The 19,804-nt window shown below is 38.7% G+C and carries 23 protein-coding genes; 15 read left to right on the top strand and 8 right to left on the bottom strand.

Going from position 1 to position 19,804, the window contains the following annotated elements; all coding sequences use genetic code 11:
* From I6E82_RS01310 to I6E82_RS01285, 6 genes are read right to left on the bottom strand one after another with little or no spacing between them, the layout of a single operon-like run.
* The gene (locus I6E82_RS01310) at nt 1-258 is read right to left on the bottom strand and encodes a BolA family protein (RefSeq protein ID WP_002957953.1); all 258 of its coding nucleotides are present in this window, start codon (nt 256-258) and stop codon (nt 1-3) included.
* 5 nt (nt 259-263) lie between these two features.
* Nucleotides 264-557 (bottom strand): STAS domain-containing protein, encoded by a 294-nt coding sequence (locus I6E82_RS01305; RefSeq protein ID WP_010554274.1) that lies wholly within the window; start codon nt 555-557, stop codon nt 264-266.
* A complete protein-coding gene (locus tag I6E82_RS01300) occupies nt 550-1,230 on the bottom strand; it encodes an MlaC/ttg2D family ABC transporter substrate-binding protein (RefSeq protein ID WP_101163629.1) in 681 nt (226 codons plus the stop codon). Before I6E82_RS01300 ends, I6E82_RS01305 begins: the two co-directional genes overlap by 8 nt.
* A 5-nt stretch (nt 1,231-1,235) precedes the next feature.
* Nucleotides 1,236-1,784: an outer membrane lipid asymmetry maintenance protein MlaD gene (mlaD, locus tag I6E82_RS01295; RefSeq protein ID WP_002957950.1), complete on the bottom strand. Its 549-nt coding sequence runs from the start codon at nt 1,782-1,784 to the stop codon at nt 1,236-1,238.
* 13 nt (nt 1,785-1,797) lie between these two features.
* Nucleotides 1,798-2,577 carry a lipid asymmetry maintenance ABC transporter permease subunit MlaE gene (gene mlaE / locus I6E82_RS01290; protein WP_002957949.1) on the bottom strand — a complete coding sequence of 260 codons (780 nt, stop codon included), beginning with the start codon at nt 2,575-2,577 and terminating at the stop codon, nt 1,798-1,800.
* On the bottom strand, nt 2,577-3,392 hold the full coding sequence (locus I6E82_RS01285) for an ATP-binding cassette domain-containing protein (RefSeq protein ID WP_076916424.1): 816 nt from the start codon (nt 3,390-3,392) through the stop codon (nt 2,577-2,579). Before I6E82_RS01285 ends, mlaE begins: the two co-directional genes overlap by 1 nt.
* A 255-nt stretch (nt 3,393-3,647) precedes the next feature.
* On the opposite strand from I6E82_RS01285, the gene I6E82_RS01280 reads away from it, so the two are divergent.
* From I6E82_RS01280 to I6E82_RS01220, 13 genes are all read left to right on the top strand, one after another.
* Nucleotides 3,648-4,616, top strand: a complete 969-nt coding sequence (locus tag I6E82_RS01280; RefSeq protein WP_197116488.1) for a calcium/sodium antiporter — start codon at nt 3,648-3,650, stop codon at nt 4,614-4,616.
* Between the two features lie 3 nt (nt 4,617-4,619).
* Entirely contained in the window at nt 4,620-5,591 is a 972-nt protein-coding gene (locus tag I6E82_RS01275) for a KpsF/GutQ family sugar-phosphate isomerase (protein ID WP_197116486.1), read from the top strand.
* On the top strand, nt 5,592-6,143 hold the full coding sequence (gene kdsC / locus I6E82_RS01270; protein ID WP_197116484.1) for a 3-deoxy-manno-octulosonate-8-phosphatase KdsC: 552 nt from the start codon (nt 5,592-5,594) through the stop codon (nt 6,141-6,143).
* Entirely contained in the window at nt 6,140-6,694 is a 555-nt protein-coding gene (gene lptC / locus I6E82_RS01265) for an LPS export ABC transporter periplasmic protein LptC (RefSeq protein WP_007580308.1), read from the top strand. The genes kdsC and lptC overlap by 4 nt, the downstream gene beginning before the upstream one ends.
* On the top strand, nt 6,684-7,229 hold the full coding sequence (lptA, locus tag I6E82_RS01260; RefSeq protein WP_007580307.1) for a lipopolysaccharide transport periplasmic protein LptA: 546 nt from the start codon (nt 6,684-6,686) through the stop codon (nt 7,227-7,229). Before lptC ends, lptA begins: the two co-directional genes overlap by 11 nt.
* Nucleotides 7,226-7,951 carry an LPS export ABC transporter ATP-binding protein gene (lptB, locus tag I6E82_RS01255; protein ID WP_007580304.1) on the top strand — a complete coding sequence of 242 codons (726 nt, stop codon included), beginning with the start codon at nt 7,226-7,228 and terminating at the stop codon, nt 7,949-7,951. The genes lptA and lptB overlap by 4 nt, the downstream gene beginning before the upstream one ends.
* Nucleotides 7,952-8,020: 69 nt before the next feature.
* Nucleotides 8,021-9,520, top strand: a complete 1,500-nt coding sequence (locus I6E82_RS01250; protein ID WP_007580303.1) for an RNA polymerase factor sigma-54 — start codon at nt 8,021-8,023, stop codon at nt 9,518-9,520.
* Nucleotides 9,521-9,545: 25 nt separating this feature from the next.
* Nucleotides 9,546-9,833, top strand: a complete 288-nt coding sequence (gene hpf / locus I6E82_RS01245) for a ribosome hibernation promoting factor (protein WP_007580301.1) — start codon at nt 9,546-9,548, stop codon at nt 9,831-9,833.
* Between the two features lie 4 nt (nt 9,834-9,837).
* Nucleotides 9,838-10,290, top strand: coding sequence for a PTS IIA-like nitrogen regulatory protein PtsN (gene ptsN / locus I6E82_RS01240; protein ID WP_024594001.1), 453 nt, complete (start codon nt 9,838-9,840; stop codon nt 10,288-10,290).
* An 18-nt stretch (nt 10,291-10,308) separates the two neighbouring features.
* Entirely contained in the window at nt 10,309-11,154 is an 846-nt protein-coding gene (gene rapZ, locus I6E82_RS01235; protein ID WP_010554269.1) for an RNase adapter RapZ, read from the top strand.
* A gap of 42 nt (nt 11,155-11,196) precedes the next feature.
* The gene (locus I6E82_RS01230) at nt 11,197-11,469 is read left to right on the top strand and encodes an HPr family phosphocarrier protein (RefSeq protein WP_002957937.1); all 273 of its coding nucleotides are present in this window, start codon (nt 11,197-11,199) and stop codon (nt 11,467-11,469) included.
* A 130-nt stretch (nt 11,470-11,599) separates the two neighbouring features.
* On the top strand, nt 11,600-12,958 hold the full coding sequence (mgtE, locus tag I6E82_RS01225) for a magnesium transporter (protein WP_010554268.1): 1,359 nt from the start codon (nt 11,600-11,602) through the stop codon (nt 12,956-12,958).
* Between the two features lie 56 nt (nt 12,959-13,014).
* Nucleotides 13,015-13,566 carry a protein disulfide oxidoreductase gene (locus I6E82_RS01220; RefSeq protein WP_197116482.1) on the top strand — a complete coding sequence of 184 codons (552 nt, stop codon included), beginning with the start codon at nt 13,015-13,017 and terminating at the stop codon, nt 13,564-13,566.
* Between the two features lie 188 nt (nt 13,567-13,754).
* On the opposite strand, the gene I6E82_RS01215 is transcribed toward I6E82_RS01220, so the two are convergent.
* Together I6E82_RS01215 and I6E82_RS01210 are read right to left on the bottom strand one after the other, a co-directional pair.
* Nucleotides 13,755-15,932 carry a YgiQ family radical SAM protein gene (locus tag I6E82_RS01215; RefSeq protein WP_197116480.1) on the bottom strand — a complete coding sequence of 726 codons (2,178 nt, stop codon included), beginning with the start codon at nt 15,930-15,932 and terminating at the stop codon, nt 13,755-13,757.
* Nucleotides 15,933-16,063: 131 nt separating this feature from the next.
* Nucleotides 16,064-18,253, bottom strand: a complete 2,190-nt coding sequence (locus I6E82_RS01210; RefSeq protein WP_076923721.1) for a bifunctional diguanylate cyclase/phosphodiesterase — start codon at nt 18,251-18,253, stop codon at nt 16,064-16,066.
* Nucleotides 18,254-18,364: 111 nt separating this feature from the next.
* Between I6E82_RS01210 and I6E82_RS01205 the strand changes: the two genes are divergently transcribed.
* Together I6E82_RS01205 and I6E82_RS01200 are read left to right on the top strand one after the other, a co-directional pair.
* A complete protein-coding gene (locus I6E82_RS01205; RefSeq protein ID WP_007580289.1) occupies nt 18,365-18,946 on the top strand; it encodes an SRPBCC family protein in 582 nt (193 codons plus the stop codon).
* Nucleotides 18,915-19,802, top strand: a complete 888-nt coding sequence (locus I6E82_RS01200; RefSeq protein ID WP_076923722.1) for a TIGR03899 family protein — start codon at nt 18,915-18,917, stop codon at nt 19,800-19,802. The genes I6E82_RS01205 and I6E82_RS01200 overlap by 32 nt, the downstream gene beginning before the upstream one ends.
* The last annotated feature ends 2 nt before the right edge of the window (nt 19,803-19,804 follow it).

The following is a 19,804-nucleotide window of genomic DNA, read 5'->3' as shown; positions in this document are numbered from 1 at the left end:
TTATTGCGGTAAAATAAATTTTTGTTCACGCTTCCACTCTACAGGAGTAAATGCACGAATAGATACTGCGTGAATTGTGCCATCTGAAATTGTATTCATTAATGGGCCATAAACTAGCTGCTGCTTTTTAACTCGGCTTAAACCGTCAAAGCATTCACCTACTGCAACAACTTCATAATGACTACCATTGGCTTTTACATGTACTTCAGCTAATTGAAGTTCTTCGCGTAATAATGTTTCGACTTGGCTAGTTTCCATAACTCTCACTCAAATAGGGTTGTAACCTGACCCAATTGCATTAAATTTTGCAATTGCTCAGGTAGGTTTTGCAATTCAAGGCGAATGCCTTGCTGCTTTAATTCTGCAAAAGAGTGAATTAACCAAGCTAAGCCCGCTGTGTCAACCCTAGATACACCACTTAGGTCGAAATAGATGATTTTATGCTTGGTTAATAGCTTGTTGTTCAGAAGCTGTTCATCGCCAATTGAATTTCGAGTAAGCTCACCGTTTACTCGAAAATGTTGTCCATCAACTTGGCTTATTGCCAATTTAGTCATTCGAGTTACTGCCTCTAAACTGAACTGGTAGCTGACTCTTTTGCTCTAAAAGGTTACTTACATTATCAATACCTTGCTGACGCAAAATACCTTGTAGCTCACTTTGTTTTGCGTCTAGTAAACTAATACCTTCAGCAATCATATCGTACGCGCGCCATTCACCGTCACGGTCTTCGCGTACTTTAAAATCGATTCTGATATCAGGTTTACCATCTTCAATAATTTTAGTTTTAACGACAACGACATCTTTGCCTTTAAATGCTTGTTCTGCACCAAACTCAACTTTTTGGTTTGTATATTGAGTGAATACACCTGCATAAGTAGCAACTAAATACTCTCTAAAAACACCAATAAAGCGTTGAATTTCTTTAATTGCTTTGGCTTTTTCAGCTTCGTCGGTAATTGCACGTACTTTAGATACTTCACTACCTAGTACGCGAAGTGCTGCATATTTGTAGTCGATATAAGGCATTAATTCTTCTTCAACGATTACGCGAAGATGCTCTTGATTTTTAACAATTAATGGCTGATCTTTTTTAATACGTGCAAATGTATTATCGGCAACTTGGCGTACCATTTTATTTGGATCAACCAATTTAACATCTGCTGCACTTACGCTTTGAGTTAGCGTCATTGTGCCAATTGCTACAATAGCTAAAAACTTTTTCAACATAATAATTACTCACTACCTTGGTTGAATAAAAACTGCCCGATTAATTCTTCAAGTACAATGGCAGACTTAGTATCAGTAATTGAATCGCCATCACCTAGTGCTTTACTTTCCACACCAAACAAATCGTCAATTGCTTCATCTTGCTTGTTCTCAGTCACTGTTTCGCCTAAACAACGTTGCTTAGCCGAATCTGGAGAAATTACAGGGTGAATACCTAAGTACTGCTCGCCTAAAATACCCGAGGTTAAAATAGAGATTGAACTCGTGTCTGAAAAACGACATAAGTACTGTGCATCAATAGTCATATTAACGACTGGTAAAAATTCTTGTGGGTGAACATAAATTGATTCAACACGACCAATTACAACACCACCTACTTTTACCGGTGCACGCGCTTTTAACGAGCCAATGTTTTCAAACTTGGCATTAAGCGTATATGTTTCGCCAGAGCCACTAATACCTGAATTGGCAACTTTAAGTGCGAGCATCGCAAAAGCTAAAATGCCAAGCGCTACAAAAAAACCAACTAAAATTTCTAATTTCCGTGAATTCATTATCTATACCCTATTAGCTGGTAAACATTACCGCTGTCAAAATAAAGTCAAAACCTAAAACTGCTAATGACGAATGAACAACCGTTTCGGTGGTTGCTTTGCTGATCCCTTCTGAGGTCGGCACACAGTCATATCCTTTATAAAGCGCAATCCAGGTCACCACTATGGCAAATACAAAACTCTTAATAATACCGTTTAGTATGTCTTGCTGAAACGACACTTGTGATTGCATGATTGACCAAAAACTACCTGTATCAACCCCCAGCCAATCTACACCCACTAAATGAGCGCCTATGATTGCTACGGCTGAAAATATCAATGCAAGCAATGGCATGCTTATAAAACCCGCCCAAAAGCGCGGTGCAATAATACGTTTTAGCGGATCGATTGCCATCATTTCAAGTGATGAAAGTTGCTCTGTTGCTTTCATTAAGCCAATTTCAGCAGTCAATGCGCTACCTGCGCGTCCTGCAAACAGTAATGCAGTAACAACCGGGCCCAGTTCTCGCAATAAACTCAGTGCCACTAACGGCCCTAAACTATCCTCAGCGCCATAACCAACTAATACGGTGTAACCTTGTAGAGCCAACACCATGCCGATAAACAAACCCGACACCATAATAATCAGTAACGATTGCGAACCCACCATATAAAGTTGGCGAACAAGTAACGGTGTGCCTTTTTTAAAATTAGGAACATGCGCAAGCGCACTAAACAGCATATAAGCCGAACGGCCAAGAGCCGCAAAACGTCCTAGCGTTTTATGCCCTAGCTTTTGAAATAAATCCAACATTATGCTTTTTCTCCAAGCAGTTCATCTGCATAAGCTTGAGCCGGAAAATGAAATGGTACTGGACCATCCGACAAGCCTTTTAAAAACTGTTGAACTAAAGGAGATTCATGATTGCGCATTTCATCAGGAGTACCACAACCAATTACACCTTGATCGGCGATAATTATAACGTGATCGGCAATACTCATTACTTCTGTCACATCGTGTGTCACAATTAAAGACGATAAACTCAATACTTCGTTAAGCGACTTAATTAGCTTAACCAATACGCCCATCGAAATAGGGTCTTGTCCTGCAAATGGTTCATCGTACATGATTAGCTCTGGATCAAGTGCTATAGCGCGCGCAAGTGCAGCACGTCTTGCCATACCGCCCGATAACTCAGAGGGCATTAAATCTTTAGCGCCACGTAGCCCAACCGCTTGCAATTTCATTAATACAACTAATCGAATAAGGTCTTCACTTAGCTTTGTGTGCTCTCTTATAGGAAACGCAATATTGTCAAATACCGACATATCAGTAAACAGCGCACCACTTTGAAAAAGCATGCTCATTTTAGTACGTGCTTCGTATAACTCTTTACGAGACATTTTAGGAATGCTGCCACCTTCAAATAAAATATCACCTGAATCTGGTTTAAGCTGACCACCAATTAAACGCAACATAGTGGTTTTGCCAATTCCGCTTGGCCCCATGATCGCAGTAATTTTACCTTTAGGAACGCTAAAACTCATATTTTTATATATAGTTCTATTGCCTCTCGAAAAGCTAACATCCTTGACTTCTACTATTGATTGCGACAAGTCGCTCTCCATAAAAATGTTCACTAGTGCACCTATTTTAAAGCTTTTTTGTCAAAGATGGAAAAAACAATTCGTAAGATTTTGTAATACATCCATGAAAAGGATTATAAGACTCGCTTAAAACAGCTTAACCCCGGCTTAAATTTTTAAATTAGCACTTCAAAAGCAGTACCATCATATAGTTGACCTTACTCTTTTATTTATACTTTCATCTTGGCTTTTGTTACTATTCGCGCCATCTGTATTTTGTATAACTGGCTTAACACAATGGTTACCTCGTTTGTTATTTTAATTCTTGGTTTTGCAGCTCTTGTTTGGAGTGCAGACAGGTTTGTTTATGGCGCTGCGGCTCTTGCTAAAAACTTTGGTGTACCTACACTTATTGTTGGTTTAACCGTGGTAGCTATGGGCTCTTCAGCACCTGAAATGATGGTTTCAGCCTCTGCCGCTCTAGCTAACAAAACCGACACAGCGGTTGGCAATGCTGTTGGCTCTAATATTACAAACATTTTACTTGTGTTAGGTATCACTGCTCTATTTCGCCCTCTTTCAGTTTCATCAAGTACATTAAAACGTGAAATGCCATTAGTGATGCTCGTATCTTTAGCTACTTGGTATGTGTTCTCAGATAACTACTTTTCATTTAATGAAGGTGTTGCACTTTTGGTTGGCTTTATCGTATTCATCGGTGGGTTAATTATTGTATCTATGCGTGCAAAAAACCAAGATGACCCATTTGTCTCAGAAGCCTGCGAGGATGTACCAAACGATGTACCTACGAAAAAAGCGGTATTTTGGTTAGTTGTCGGCATGATACTCCTACCTGTTAGCTCTCATTTTTTAATAGGTTCGGCTGTCGATATTGCTAAATACTTCGGCTTAAGCGACTTAGTCATTGGCTTAACAATTATTGCCATCGGTACTAGTTTGCCTGAACTTGCCGCTTCGGTTGCAGGTGTACTTAAAAATGAAGATGATTTAGCACTAGGTAATATTGTTGGCTCAAACATATTTAATATTCTAGCGGTATTACCACTTGCCGGTATTATTAACCCTTCAGCCATTGACCCATCATTAGTAAGCCGAGACGTATTAATTATGATTGGTGCAACACTTGCTCTTATTATTATGTCATTGAACTTTAGAGGCACCCAACGTATCAATAGAGTAGAAGGCGGCTTATTGCTAATAGCGTTTTTGGGTTACCAAGGGTATATTTTTAGTCAAGTAGGATAAATGATGGCAACGCTAAATTTTATTGAACAAGGCCTTCGCGTTTTAGATGTTGAACGCCAAGCACTTGGTGATATTGCACAATATGTAGATGAAAATTTTCATAACGCGTGCCAATTAATGTACGACTGCGAAGGCCGTATTATTGTCATTGGTATGGGTAAATCAGGTCATATTGGCAATAAAATAGCGGCAACCCTTGCAAGCACTGGCAGTCCAGCATTTTTTGTTCACCCTGGTGAAGCAAGTCATGGTGATTTAGGTATGATCACTAAAAATGACGTGGTTATGCTTATTTCTAATTCAGGGGAGACCAGCGAAGTTTTAAATATCATTCCGGTTTTAAAACGACTTGGTGCCAAAATGATATCGATGACTGGCAATACGCAATCAACCATGGCGACCCTTGCTAATGTACATGTGTGTATTAAAGTAGAAAAAGAAGCCTGTTCATTGGGTCTAGCTCCTACATCAAGTACCACTGCAACGCTTGCGATGGGCGATGCCATGGCAGTTGCATTATTAGAAGCTCGCGGGTTTACAGCTGATGACTTCGCGCTATCTCACCCAGGTGGTAGTTTAGGCAAGCGCTTATTACTTACTTTAAAAGATGTTATGCACAGCGGCGCAAATACACCTATTATTAGCGTTTCACAAACAGTTAAAGACGCCCTCATTGAAATGTCAGCTAAAGGTTTAGGTATGACAGCCATTGTTGATGAAAATCAGCAGCTCGTGGGATTATTTACCGATGGCGATTTACGTCGTATTTTAGAGCAAAGAATTGATATTCATACAACACAAATAGATGTTGTTATGACTAAGTCATGTACTACGGCTACACAAGATATTTTAGCCGCTGAAGCGCTTAATATTATGGAACACAAACGTATAAATGGCTTAATCGTCGTCAATGAGAAAAACCAACCTATTGGCGCATTAAACATGCAAGACCTATTAAAAGCAGGAGTGTTATAAATGCAATTTGAAGAACTCTATCAACCGCTGAGCGATGATGCAAAAGCACGCGCTAAAAAAGTAAAGCTACTTATATGCGATATTGATGGTGTATTTTCTGATGGCCGTATTTATCTTGGTAATCAAGGTGAAGAGCTAAAAGCATTTAATACAAAAGATGGTTTTGGCATTAAAGCGCTTATAAACAGTGGCTTTGAAGTGGCTGTAATTACTGGTCGTCATTCACAAATAGTGCAACAACGTATGAGCAGCTTAACCGTACAGCATATTTATCAAGGCCAAGAAAATAAGCTCATTGCCTATCAAGAATTAAAAGACAAACTCAACCTTAGCGATGAACAAATTGCTTATATCGGTGATGATGGTCCTGACATGCCCGTTATGGAATTAGTCGGCTTTACTGTTGCAGTAAATGATGCCCATCCACTTATTAAACGTTTATCACACTATGTAACGCAAATGCCTGGCGGCTTTGGTGCAGTAAGAGAGCTCACCGACTTACTTATGCTTGAAAATGGTAAAGCATTGACTACACAAGGCACTAGTTCATGAATGCAGCGCGCATAATATTAAGCGTTTTATTCATTAGCTGTATGGTTTGGCTTTGGTACCCTTATTTTACACAAACAAATATTGTGCCTCAGACTGAGCCTGAAGTTATTGCCAAGCCTGATTACATAGCCATTGAACTCAAACAAACAGCCTATGACGAACAAGGTAAAATTAGCCACAAAGTAACTGCGGCTAAAATGGAGCTATATCAACAATTAGGTTTTACGTTTTTTGAAAAACCTATTTTTACTTTATATAACGAAAAGCAAACGTGGCAAATAAATGCAGACGAAGCAACATTATACGAAGACAAACAATTAATTTTAGAAGGCAATGTGGTTGCCAAAAACTTAACCGATAACGCCATGATAGACAAAATCAATGCTGATAATATTCAGGTAGATATAAAACTATTAACAATGCGTTCGGAGCAACCCGTTATCATCACCGGACCCAATTTAAAAATCACTGGTAAAGGCCTAGAAGCCGACTTAAAAACCGAAGTGATAAAACTAATTAACCATACGCGAACCATATATTATGACCAATAAAATATTAAAATCACTTATTATTCCTACACTTATACTAGCGTTTAATAGTAGTGCTGCAGAGCAAAACACGCAACCGACTGCAAATCAAATTTCAATAAGCGCCGATAAGCAAGAAGGTCAATTAAAAGCTAATGTCGGGATTTTTGAGAAAAACGTTGAAATTATTCATGGTAACCGCCGTATCACAGCCGACCGCTTAGAAGTACATAAACGCGATGAACTTGGTGATAATAAACAATTATTAATTGCTACAGGTAGCCCTGCGCACTTTGAAGAAAAGCAATCAGATGGCACGACTATGAGCGCCAGTGCTGACGAAGTACGTTATGATGTATCTAAGCGTTTTTTAACGCTTGTTGGTAATGCACAAGTATCGCAAGCGGGACAAAAAATAAATGCTAAAAGCATTACCTACGATATAGAGCAGCAGCTAATCAGTGCCGAAAAAGATGAAAACTCAACTGACCGCGTTCACACAATTTTAGTACCAATCGAGACTAAAAAAAGTAAAAAAAGCGACAAAGGTCAACCATGAGCACATTAAAAGCAGAGCTATTAGCAAAGAGCTATAAAGGCCGTGAAGTTGTAAAAAACGTCGGTCTTGAAGTCAAAGCTGGCAGTATTGTTGGCTTACTTGGCCCTAACGGCGCAGGTAAAACTACCACGTTTTATATGATAGTAGGACTTGTACCTAGCGACAAAGGTAAAATATCGATAGACGATAACGATATTACTCTTTTACCTATGCATAGTCGTGCTAGATTAGGCATTGGCTACTTACCGCAAGAGTCTTCAATATTCAGAAAGCTGACTGTTTATCAAAACTTAATGGCCATTTTAGAAACGCGCAAAGAGTTAAATAAACAAGCTAGAGAAGACACTCTCGATAAATTATTAGATGAATTTAGCATACAACACATTCGTGATAGCCAAGGTATGGCATTGTCGGGTGGCGAACGTCGTCGTGTTGAAATAGCACGTGCGCTGGCAGCAGATCCTAAATTTATATTACTGGATGAACCATTTGCAGGTGTTGACCCGATTTCGGTATTAGATATAAAGAAAATAATAGAACATCTTAAAAATCGTGGGATTGGTGTATTAATTACCGATCATAACGTAAGAGAAACCCTTGATGTTTGTGAAAAAGCCTACATTGTTTCTCATGGGGAGCTGATTGCATCAGGTACTCCAGAACACGTATTAAATGATAAAACAGTACGCGATGTTTACTTAGGCGAGCAATTTAGGCTGTAACATTTACGCCATGTCTTTAAGCATCTGCTAGTATTAATTATAACAACATAAAAGGATTGTTAGAGATACATGAGGCAATCACTACAGCTGCGCATGGGCCAGCAACTTACAATGACTCCACAGTTGCAACAAGCTATTCGTTTGTTGCAACTCAGTACATTGGATCTCCAGCAAGAAATACAAGAAGCTCTCGACAGCAACCCGCTATTAGAGGTTGAAGAAGCAGACTATTCCGAAGACGCTGCAGGTAAAAACGAGCAAAAAGCAGATACAGATGACATAACTGTTAGCGCATCTGCCGATGATGCTCCAAGCGAATATGAACAAGATAGTGGTGAAGCACTTGCAAAAGACACGCTAAGTGACGACATGGCTATGGATGTTAGTTGGGATGAGTACATGAGTGCCGCCCCAGCAGCATCATCGGGTCCGATGCCTGAAGACGAATCAATATACCAAGGTGCCTCTACTGAAACGCTCCATGAGTATTTAATGTGGCAGTTACAACTAACGCCATTTAGCCCTACAGACGAAGCTATTGCTATTGCTATTGTAGAAGCCGTCGATGATTCAGGTATTTTAACACTAAGCTGCGAAGAGATTTTAGAAAGCTTTAATCAAGAAAACGAAGATGATAACGAAGTCGAACTTGATGAAATTGAAGCTGTATTAAAACGCATCCAACTGTTTGATCCTGTTGGTATTGCTGCACGTAGTTTACAAGAGTGTTTGTGTATTCAGCTTAACCAGTTTGATAAAGAAACACCTTACATTAATGAAACAAAAATGATTTTAACCGAGCATATTGATTTATTAGCTGCTCGTGACTATCGTACATTAATGAAGAAAACTAAGCTCAAAGAAGAAGAGCTTAAAGAAGTAATGACATTAATACATACTCTTAGCCCTAAACCTGCAGATACTATTGTAAGAGAAGAATCTGAGTATGTTATTCCTGATGTGTCAGTTAAAAAAATTAAAGGCCGCTGGGTTGTTGAGTTAAACCCAGATAGCATGCCTAAAATTCGTGTTAATAGCCAATACGCGGCAATGTCTCGCACTGTAAAATCCAGTGGTGACAGCCAGTTTATTCGCTCGCATTTACAAGAAGCTAAATGGTTTATTAAAAGCTTAGAAAGTAGAAACGACACGCTATTAAAAGTAACAAATTGTATTGTTAAGCAACAACAAGGCTTTTTTGAACACGGTCCTGAAGCCATGAAACCAATGGTTTTAAATGATGTTGCTGAAATGGTAGAAATGCACGAATCAACAATTTCGCGCGTAACAACCCAAAAGTATATGCACACACCCCGTGGTATATTTGAGCTTAAATATTTTTTCTCAAGCCATGTAAGCACCGAAAACGGTGGTGAATGTTCATCTACAGCAATCCGTGCGCTTATCCGAAAATTAATCGCAGCAGAAAACTCAGCAAAACCATTGAGTGATAGCAAAATAGCGGATATATTGGCTGAGCAAGGAATTAAAGTAGCGAGACGTACAATCGCAAAATACCGCGAATCTCTGGCTATTCCACCGTCAAATCAACGTAAAAGTTTGATTTAAGACGCAAAAAAAGAGGGTAATGCTTATGCAACTAAACTTAACTGGTCGTCACGTAGAATTAACCGATTCACTAAGAGACTATATTAATACCAAATTTGCGAAGCTAGAAAGACACTCTGATCATATTAATAATGTTCATGTCATTCTCGATGTAGAAAAATTAAATCAAAAAGCAGAAGCCACCATACACGTAAGCGGTGCTGAATTATTTGCCTCTACAGAACATCAAGATATGTATGCCGCCATTGACTCGTTGATCGACAAGCTCGATCGACAAGTAATTAAACACAAAGAGAAGCTTGCTCGACACTAATATGATGAAATTAAGCTCACTTATATGCCAGGACTGCAGCAAAGCTGCGGTCCTTTTTAATAGCAAAAAAAGAATTTTAGAGTTCATTAGCGAACTTGCTCACGACAAACTTCCGTATTTACCGCAACAAGATATTCTTAATGCTTTAATGAGCAGAGAAAAATTGGGTAGTACAGGTATAGGGCGTGGCATTGCCATTCCTCATGGAAGAATGAGCGGTGCAGAAGAGCCTTTGGCTTTAGTACTCGTTAGCGAAACTCCAATAAATTTTGATGCAATCGATAATCGCCCTGTTGATATTTTCGTCGCACTCATCGTACCAGATGGCGATAACCAGCAGCACTTAAAGACTCTAGCAACCATTGCTGATAAACTAAACAACAAAGATTTTTGTAAACAGTTACGCAGTGCAAAATCAGATGCTGAGCTTTACCAAGTTATTGTCAATCAATCATAGTTTTATAAAGGGTGTTAAATGGAGTTAATTATCATAAGCGGCCGTTCTGGTTCTGGAAAGTCGGTTGCTTTACGCGTTGTAGAAGATTTAGGTTATTATTGCGTAGATAATATTCCAGTTAACTTGCTTCCTTCATTAGTTCGCAGTGTGTCTGATAGCTATGATAAAATTGCTGTTAGCATTGATGTGCGTAACATCCCTAAACAACAAGATGAATTTAACGATATTCTTGAATACTTGCCTGGCTTTGCAAAACCTACGTTATTTTATTTAGATAGCGACGATCAAACATTGATCAAACGTTTTTCTGAAACTCGTAGATTACACCCACTATCAATTGACTCGTTGCCTCTTGATTTAGCCATCAAAAAAGAAAAAGAATTACTTGATGTATTAATCACCCGCGCCGACTTTATGATAGATACAACTGATTTAAGCGTTCATCAACTTGCTGAATCTATTCGTGAAAAGATTTTAGGTAAAAAAGATAAGCAACTGATTGTCACGTTTGAATCGTTTGGTTTTAAATACGGTATACCAAAAGAAGCAGATTACGTATTTGATGCACGCTTTTTACCCAATCCACATTGGGAACCTGAATTAAAACCTTTAAATGGGTTAGATCAACCTGTTAAAGATTATTTGGCCAATCACAGCATAGTGCAAAAATTCACATGGCAAATTCAAACATTTGTACAAACATGGTTACCGCACTTAGAGCGAAATAACCGCAGTTATTTAACCATTGCCATTGGGTGTACAGGCGGACAACATCGCTCTGTATATTTAGCGCAAACTATCGGTGAAAGTTTTGCAATGACACATCCCAATGTGAAAATTCGCCATCGCGAACAAGAAAAATAATATAGCTGAATAATCACCTGTTCAGCTTAGGTAGAGTAAGTTATGCATTGTGAAGACACTTTTTTAATAAAAAACAAATTAGGATTGCACGCTAGAGCAGCCACCGTGCTTGCCCAATTGGCAGTGCAGTTTGATGCGACAATTACATTATTTCAAGATGACAAAGAAGCTGCAGGCGATAGCGTACTTGCATTAATGTTACTTGAAAGTAGCCAAGGCAAAGAAGTAAAAGTTGTATGTAAAGGCCCCGATTCTGAGCAAGCTTTACATGCTGTTGGAGAATTAATAGCACAACGTTTTAATGAACAAGAATAAACAGTTATAAAAATAATGCTCGCATTACTAATGCCCCAACTAAAACAGATATATAAAATAAATACGGTTAGTGACGCCAGTTAACTCACCTCTCCCCATAAAGTAATATAAAAATTTATAAAGGACGCCAATGCCTGAAGCTTTTGAACAAGATTACCCACTACAGCAACTAAAACAGGTGACTAAGTCACTCAATAGTGGTCAATTTGTTCAAGTTAGGCGCATGCTCGCAAAAACAGCTCCTTGTGATACCGCATTATTATTAGAATCATCACCACATAAAATTCGCCGACTCCTTTGGCAGTTGGTTGATCCTGATGTGCAAGGTGATGTTCTTGAAGAACTATCAGAAGATGTTCGTTTAGGCATTATTGCCCAAATGGAACCTAAGCACATTGCAGCCGCAACCGAAGATATGGGCCACGATGATTTAGGTGAAGTATTACGTAGTCTGCCAGACACCGTTTATAAAGACGTTGTTAGCGCGATGGACATTCAAGACCGTGAACGTGCAACACAAGCACTTTCGTATCAAGAGCGTTCTGCTGGCGCGCTAATGAACACCGATACGGTGACCATTCGCCCTGACGTTACGCTTGATGTTGTACTTAGGTATATTAGGCTACGTGGCGAGTTACCTGAAGGTACCGATGACTTGTACGTTGTTGATAAGCATAACTGCTTTATAGGCGCTTTATCGCTGAGTACATTATTAACTAACCCGCCAGAAAAAATTGTTCGCGATTTAATGGATGAAGATTGTGAATCCATTCCAATCTCTATGGATGAAAGTGAAGTCGCGCAATTATTTGAACGTCATAATTGGATATCGGCCCCCGTAGTTGATGATAACGATCAGCTCCTTGGTCGTGTCACTATCGATGACATCGTTGACGTAATCCGCGAAGATGCTGAGCATAGTTTATTGGGCTTAGCCGGCCTTGATGATGAAGAAGATACCTTTGCGCCAGTACTAAAAAGCTCTAAAAAACGCTCAGTTTGGTTAGGTGTCAACTTACTAACTGCACTTGCAGCTGCTTTTGTAGCTAGCTTTTTTGAAGGCACTTTAGATGTTTTACCTATTTTAGCTGTACTTAACGGTATTGTCCCTTCTATGGGCGGTGTTGCAGGTAGCCAATCATTAACGCTTGTTATTCGTGGTATTGCGGTAGGTCATATAAATCAAACAAACCAACGTTTCTTGATGATGAAAGAGCTTGCTATTGGCGCGTTAAACGGGGTTTTATGGTCGTTGTTAATAGCAGGTGTTATTGCCCTATGGCAGTGGGACTTTATGCTTGGTGGCGTACTCGCCTTCGCTATGTTTATGAACTTAGTGGTGGCAGGTGTTGCTGGTGCGAGTATCCCTATTATTCTTAAAAGAATGAATATAGACCCAGCACTTGCAGGGAGTGTAGTGCTAACCACGGTGACAGATATTGTGGGTATATTCGCCTTTTTAGGTACTGCTACTTGGTTGCTGGTTTAAATTAGAAACTTTTGCAAATAACTAAAGTAAAAAACACTTAGGGTAAAGCTGCAGCTATGACAACGGATACCAAAAATAAAAAAGACACACCTAAAAAAACGCCAAAACAAAAAGGGCTATCAATATTAAAAAGTGTATTGATATATGGCTCTATATTTTTCGTAATTTATAACGCTGTTAATTGGTGGAGGCAACCGGTCATGCCTGCAAATCCTCAATTACAATTAATAGACTATAAAGGGCAAAACATTGATTTATCAGCAATGAGCCAAGATAAACCAACGCTTGTGTACTTTTGGGGAACTTGGTGCCCTATTTGTAGTATTACCTCCCCTGCCATAAACGAACTCGCAAACGAGAATAACTACCCTGTCGTGAGCATCGCAATAAAATCAGGTTCGGATCAAAAACTACATGATTATCTAAATGATCACGGCTACAATTTTGCCACTGTCAACGATCAACACGGTGAGATATTTGCCGACTGGCAAGGACAAGTCACGCCATCCTATATAATCTTAAAAGATAATAAAATGAAGCAAGGGCTAACAGGTATTCAACCGTTATGGTCACTTAAATTACGTTTATGGTTATCATCAACGTTTTAAAAAACCAACTAGAAGTATATTGGCTCTAAATACGCCAATCTTAAGGGGAGTTTCTGAAAGTTCGCTCTTTATTACCTACAATAATATAGCTAATAAAGAGCAAGGTTTACTTAATTTACGTACTAACGAGGCTTAAAAATCCTTAGCGTAATTAAACTAATTACGCTAGATATTAGTAGATTAGATTACTAACGTGTACTTTGACGATTACCGCCTACTTTTGGTTTAGTGTTTGCTTTTTTAAATTGGCTAAAACCGGTATGTCGCGTTAGTGCCGGACGTCCGCCTTTACTGCGACCTTTACCTGCTTTTTCATCACGCCCTTCTTCAGGCACTAAACAGTTAGGCCCTTTACCAATTAAATTAGCTTTACCCATTTTACGCAGTGCTTCGCGTATCATCGGCCAACCTGCTGCATCATGGTAGCGTAAAATTGCTTTATGTAATCTACGTTGGCGAGCACCTTTAGGTACTGGAACAACTTCTGTATTGTTTTTTATATTACGTAAAGAGTTCATCTCTGTATGGTAAATAGTCGTTGCATTAGCCATCGGTGACGGGTAAAAATTTTGTACCTGATCAAGCTTAAAGTCGTTTGATTTAAGCCATAAAGCCATGTTTACCATGTCTTCGTCTTTTGTACCTGGATGAGCTGATATAAAGTAAGGAATTAAATACTGCTTTTTACCTGCTTCTTTAGAGTACTTATCAAATAATTCTTTAAATTGATCATACGCGCCCATACCTGGTTTCATCATTTTTGATAATGGACCATCTTCTGTATGCTCCGGCGCTATTTTTAAGTAGCCGCCCACATGATGCGTTACTAATTCTTTAACGTAACGAGGGTCGCGTACAGCTAGGTCATAACGTACACCAGAAGCAATCAAAACCTTTTTAATACCCTTAACTTCACGTGCTTTTTTATATAAGTCTATTGTTGGCGTATGGTCGGTATCCATGTGCTTACAAATCTCAGGGTACACACATGATAAGCGTCTGCAGGTACTTTCTGCTTTTTTACTAGTACAACGCAGTTTATACATATTTGCCGTTGGGCCACCTAAATCAGAAATCACACCAGTAAAGCCAGGTACTTTATCTCTAATCTGTTCAATTTCTTCAATAATAGATTCTTGCGAACGGCTTTGAATAATACGCCCTTCATGCTCCGTAATTGAGCAAAACGAACAACCACCAAAACAACCGCGCATAATATTTACCGATGTTTTTATCATGTCGTAAGCAGGAATTTTAGAGTCGCCGTAACTTGGGTGAGGAATTCGCTGATACGGTAAACCAAACACAGCGTCCATTTCATGTGTTTCTAATGGGTATGCAGGCGGGTTTACCCAAATAGAGCGTTCGCCGTGTCGCTGAAACAGCGCTCTTGCACAACCAGGGTTTGTTTCTTGATGTAAAATACGCGAAGCGTGGGCGTATAGAGGTTTGTTAACACTTACTTGCTCATAAGCAGGTAACTTAACGTAAGTTTTTTCCCACGGTTTAGGTCGCGCAGGCTGAACCATGATTGGTTTTGCAGCTTCCGCCTTTAAATCAATACCCGCTTGTTTAAATTCAGATTTGCTACATCCAACATCATCAGCGCCGTATGGATTTGGAATGGGATCAATTTTACCAATTTTATCTATAGCGGTAGAGTCACTACCACGCCAACCTGGTAAAGGTTCTTTTCTAATAACAGCCGTGCCGCGAATATCTTGAATAGTATCCATTGTTTCGCCTGCGGCAATACGATGCGCAACTTCAACTAACGGACGCTCTGCGTTACCGTAAATTAAAATATCAGCTTTAGCATCAAACAAAATACTACGACGTACTTTTTCTTGCCAATAGTCGTAATGAGCAATACGACGAAGACTCGCTTCAATACCACCAATAACAATTGGTATTCCTTTGTATGCTTCACGACATTTTTGCGAGTAAATCATTACGGCGCGATCGGGACGTTTACCACCTACGTTATCTGGCGTGTAAGCATCATCGTGGCGCATACGCTTTTCAGCTGTATAGCGATTGATCATCGAATCCATGTTGCCAGCTGTTACACCAAAAAATAAATTCGGTCTGCCTAGCTCCATAAATGCATCTTTAGAGTCCCACGCGGGCTGGGCAATAATACCCACTCTAAAGCCTTGCGCTTCAAGTACACGGCCAATTACCGCCATACCAAAGCTAGGATGATCAACATACGCGTCACCACTAATTATTATTATGTCGCAGCTATCCCAGCCAAGTGCATCCATTTCTTCACGTGTAGTTGGTAAAAATGGCGCGGTGCCATAACATTCAGCCCAATATTTAGGGTATGAAAATAAGGCGCGCTTAGCTTTGAGTGTGCTCATAATTGTGGCCGTAGAATAACAAAAGGCGCGAATTATACCCTACTAAATTGTTTATATATACAAAGTAGTCAAAGCATATCGCACCTTAAATTCTAAATCGTTCATTAGCTTAAATAATAAATTAATCTTTTTTAGCGTTTATTTATAAATTCTATTAATTCATTCTCAGGCATGGGTTTAGCATACATAAACCCTTGTACCTCATCACACCCTAAATTCTTTAAGAACTGGGCTTGCGCTTGTGTTTCGACCCCTTCAGCAATCGTTTTTAAACCCAACTTAGCGCCAAGTGATATAACTAAAGCAGCAATAGCACCTGTATCATCGTTTGGTAAACCCTTTATAAATGCGCGGTCTATCTTTAATCTATCCAGTGGTAAACTTTGAATATAGCTCAGCGACGAAAAACCAGTGCCAAAGTCATCAATAGCAACTTCCAATCCTAGTTCTTTAAGCTCTCTTAGAGTATTAATAACAGTTTCTAGCTCATCCATTACTACGCTCTCGGTAACTTCTAATTCTATGTTCTTGGGCTTAACACCATATTTTAACAATGTATTTTTAACAGTTTGTGCATAACCTTTTACTTTAAACTGCGGAACAGACACATTAACCGCAATACAAATTTCTGTACCCATATTTTCTAGGCGCTTTTGCTGTTGGCAAGCTTGCTCTAATACCCACTGCCCTATATCGACAATTAAGCCAGCATCCTCTGCAAGTGGTACAAATACAGCTGGTGATATATACACGCCATCACCTGTCGGCCAGCGTAATAATGCTTCACACCCAATTAGCGATAAATCATCTAGTGCAAGTTGGGGTTGATACCATACCTCTAACTTATTCCGAGCAAAGTCATGACGTAGCTGCCTAATAATACCTAAACGCCAAGCCATTTTATCTTGCATATCAATACTGTAATAAACGCCTTCTTTATGCTTTGCTTTTTTAGCTTGATTAAGTGCGATATAAGCAACTTTCAGTGTATCAATACCACTACTTTGAAAGTCTTGTTGTTGGCATAAGCCGACTCTAAAGTCGATAGGCAGTAAATGTTCTTCTGCGTAAAATGGAATACCTAGTTGCTCATTCAATTTTTTTAAGTCAAATTCGTCTTGGCGAATAATAAACCCAAAAACATCAGCGCCAATACGTGAAAGTAATTTAGCTGATTGGTAATTTTCTTTTAGCCTTTGAACAATACCAATTAATACTTTATTACCGACCTCTTGCCCTAAGCCATTATTAATATCTGCAAAGTTAACTACATCAAGTAATACAAATACATAATCATTCACGTGGGGCTTTTGATAATGCACTACCCGTTCAATAAAGTTAGTACGATTTGAAATACCAGTAAGCACATCTTTATAAGCTGCATCTCTTAACTTTACAAATAGCCTTATGTTATCAAGTGCTACACTTACATTAGTTAAGAAAATTTCAGCAAATTGAAGCTGTGCTTGTAAGGGAGTGTGTTCGCACTCTATATATAAAGCCGCTTTTCGATGTTTGCTTTTCAATATAAATGTTGAACTTGAATCTATATGTTGGTGCTTTGACAAAGCAAAACATGACTCAACTTGTTCAAATACTCTGCTATCAACATTAATTAATTTTTCACCAAAATAGCCTTCGTAATGCCCACAACCACCTAATACTTGAATAAAGTCATCGCCATCCAACTTGCTACAAACAAGCCCTCTAGGTGCGCACTTTAAAATAACACTCATATGCTTGATGACTTCTTTGCATAATTGCTTAATATCAGTAAGTCCTAAAATAGACTTTGATGCTGAAACAATCGTGTTCATCGCATCACTTTGATATTCAAGCTGGCATACCTGCTCGTATGAGCGAATAGCCGTTATAAGCGAAGTTAATAACTTAGAGCGAGTAAGCTCTGTTTTCGTTTTATAATCATTTATGTCGTATTCTCGTATTACTTTTTCTTCTGGTGTATTGCCTGCTTGCCCTGTTCTTAAAATAATTCTTACATGTTGATTATTTAATTCGTCACGCACTCTTTTTACAACCTGCAAACCGGCATCGTCAGTTTCCATAACAACATCTAAAAAAATAACCGAAATATTTTTATTTTTAGCTAACACTTCTATTGCTTCTGCACCCGAATAAGCATCGTGAAATCGCAAACCAGCCCCTAAAAACTCAACTCCAGACAAAGCTAATTTTGTTACAGAATGAATCTCAGGTTCGTCATCAACAATTAAAATATCCCAAAACTTAGTCTGCTCAACAACAGCATCGTCTTCAAAATCTTGTTCAAAAAATAAAAAATCGTTTTGATCTGACGACATTCGCTCTCCTAAGTAGCAATCTATAAATTATTTTTGGTTTATAATCTAATTCATACTATAGTCGATTAATAAAAAGTTGTTGTATTTCAACTTGAAAAACTAATAAAAGGTGTGCTTATTAAACCATTAAAAATATTAATCAAATGCGTGCTGTTATTACTATTGGTATTGGCACTGGTAGGGCTAATACTGCCCCAAAGTTATAGTGTAAATAAAACAATCGAAATTAATGCCAATCTTAAAGTAATAAAGCCGCTTATCACCGACTTTAGCCAATGGCAAAAATGGTCTCCATGGGAAAAAGTAGACCCCAGCATACGTTTTACTTTGGGCGAACCCAGTTCTGGCCTAGGAGCTCATCAGTCTTGGAAAGGAAAATGGGGGTATGGTGAAATGATCATAACTTCGGTAAGCCAAAATAAAGTCAGCTTCAACATACTTTTAAATGCTGAACATATTATCAGAGGCACTTTTAACCTTAGCGAGCAAAACGGTATAGTTACGTTAATATGTAATATTAAAGGTCAAACAACGGCTCCTTTAATATCTGGTTACACTGCAATTTTAAGCGAGTACGTACTCAGTAATACAGTTTCACTGGGGTTAAATAACCTTCAAACTGTTGCACAGCTTAGTGATCCACAAAGGATAATGCACAGTCATGACAGTCAAAACAGCACAGGCGAGAATTAATCTAGCCAACATCATTGAATCCTTACTTGGTTACCCTATAACAAAAGTAGGAAGTAACGGTGTACTACCTACTAACGAGCAGAGTTACGATATTAAGGGCCAAATTAAGCCGCTTTATCATATCAATAGTGAAAACTCTGTTTTAGCTCGCGCTCAAAAACGCCAAGATTTATTACTTATTAAACAACAACAAAATATAGAATCAATTTTAGCAATGGCTATGGGATTTTGCCCTGATGTAGCAAGTAGTAAACAGCCCGATGTTGACTGGGTAGAACACTTTATAGCTCTGTGTGAAGATACTTCTAATTCGTCAATGCAAATTTTATGGGCAAAAATTTTAACGGGAGAAACCCTTAATCCTGGTACGTTTTCAATTAAAAGCCTACAAACTTTAAAACATATGACACAGCGAGAAGCAGACTCTTTGCAAAAATGTGTGTCGCTCTCAGGCTATAACGAAAAAGACGACAGCCACTTTATATTACTCGGCTTTTACAAAAAACCGTCCTTGTTTGATTTGCTACGAAAAGGCAATAAAGTATCTCTAAATTTAGGAAAAACGGGTATTAGCTTTCCTGATATTTTAACGCTCATGGATCTTAATTTACTGTATAGAAAAGAAATTGAATCTGCAGTGCTTAAAGCGGGGCAAGAGCTTACCCTTTCATTTTTATCGCAAAAAGTAACGTTAAAGGCAAAGAGTAGTGATTTGGTATTAAGCTATTACAAATTTACGCAAACAGGTGATGAGCTTTCTAAACTCATTAATTTCCCTGTCAATAAGGTCTATAAGCAGTTGATTAATAATGCGCTAGAGGGAGAGTTTGATTTAGCGTGGCACGCAATAAAATAAAA

Origin of the sequence: Pseudoalteromonas sp. NZS11 (assembly GCF_015864765.1) — a bacterium.
Classification (GTDB): Bacteria; Pseudomonadota; Gammaproteobacteria; order Enterobacterales; family Alteromonadaceae; genus Pseudoalteromonas; species Pseudoalteromonas arctica.
Note: the sequence above shows the minus strand (reverse complement) of the source record. Positions and strands in the feature narration are given on the sequence as shown.

Excerpts from the sequence above, each read along its gene's own strand:
- I6E82_RS01220 (WP_197116482.1), top strand. The coding sequence starts at position 13,015 with ATGACAACGGATACCAAAAATAAAAAAGACACACCTAAAAAAACGCCA.
- mlaD (WP_002957950.1), bottom strand. The coding sequence starts at position 1,784 with ATGAATTCACGGAAATTAGAAATTTTAGTTGGTTTTTTTGTAGCGCTT.
- I6E82_RS01230 (WP_002957937.1), top strand. The coding sequence starts at position 11,197 with ATGCATTGTGAAGACACTTTTTTAATAAAAAACAAATTAGGATTGCAC.
- mlaE (WP_002957949.1), bottom strand. The coding sequence starts at position 2,577 with ATGTTGGATTTATTTCAAAAGCTAGGGCATAAAACGCTAGGACGTTTT.
- lptA (WP_007580307.1), top strand. The coding sequence starts at position 6,684 with ATGACCAATAAAATATTAAAATCACTTATTATTCCTACACTTATACTA.
- kdsC (WP_197116484.1), top strand. The coding sequence starts at position 5,592 with ATGCAATTTGAAGAACTCTATCAACCGCTGAGCGATGATGCAAAAGCA.
- I6E82_RS01215 (WP_197116480.1), bottom strand. The coding sequence starts at position 15,932 with ATGAGCACACTCAAAGCTAAGCGCGCCTTATTTTCATACCCTAAATAT.
- I6E82_RS01310 (WP_002957953.1), bottom strand. The coding sequence starts at position 258 with ATGGAAACTAGCCAAGTCGAAACATTATTACGCGAAGAACTTCAATTA.
- I6E82_RS01285 (WP_076916424.1), bottom strand. The coding sequence starts at position 3,392 with ATGGAGAGCGACTTGTCGCAATCAATAGTAGAAGTCAAGGATGTTAGC.
- lptC (WP_007580308.1), top strand. The coding sequence starts at position 6,140 with ATGAATGCAGCGCGCATAATATTAAGCGTTTTATTCATTAGCTGTATG.
- hpf (WP_007580301.1), top strand. The coding sequence starts at position 9,546 with ATGCAACTAAACTTAACTGGTCGTCACGTAGAATTAACCGATTCACTA.
- I6E82_RS01210 (WP_076923721.1), bottom strand. The coding sequence starts at position 18,253 with ATGTCGTCAGATCAAAACGATTTTTTATTTTTTGAACAAGATTTTGAA.
- I6E82_RS01280 (WP_197116488.1), top strand. The coding sequence starts at position 3,648 with ATGGTTACCTCGTTTGTTATTTTAATTCTTGGTTTTGCAGCTCTTGTT.
- I6E82_RS01300 (WP_101163629.1), bottom strand. The coding sequence starts at position 1,230 with ATGTTGAAAAAGTTTTTAGCTATTGTAGCAATTGGCACAATGACGCTA.
- mgtE (WP_010554268.1), top strand. The coding sequence starts at position 11,600 with ATGCCTGAAGCTTTTGAACAAGATTACCCACTACAGCAACTAAAACAG.
- I6E82_RS01250 (WP_007580303.1), top strand. The coding sequence starts at position 8,021 with ATGAGGCAATCACTACAGCTGCGCATGGGCCAGCAACTTACAATGACT.
- I6E82_RS01305 (WP_010554274.1), bottom strand. The coding sequence starts at position 557 with ATGACTAAATTGGCAATAAGCCAAGTTGATGGACAACATTTTCGAGTA.
- lptB (WP_007580304.1), top strand. The coding sequence starts at position 7,226 with ATGAGCACATTAAAAGCAGAGCTATTAGCAAAGAGCTATAAAGGCCGT.
- rapZ (WP_010554269.1), top strand. The coding sequence starts at position 10,309 with ATGGAGTTAATTATCATAAGCGGCCGTTCTGGTTCTGGAAAGTCGGTT.
- I6E82_RS01200 (WP_076923722.1), top strand. The coding sequence starts at position 18,915 with ATGACAGTCAAAACAGCACAGGCGAGAATTAATCTAGCCAACATCATT.
- I6E82_RS01275 (WP_197116486.1), top strand. The coding sequence starts at position 4,620 with ATGGCAACGCTAAATTTTATTGAACAAGGCCTTCGCGTTTTAGATGTT.
- ptsN (WP_024594001.1), top strand. The coding sequence starts at position 9,838 with ATGAAATTAAGCTCACTTATATGCCAGGACTGCAGCAAAGCTGCGGTC.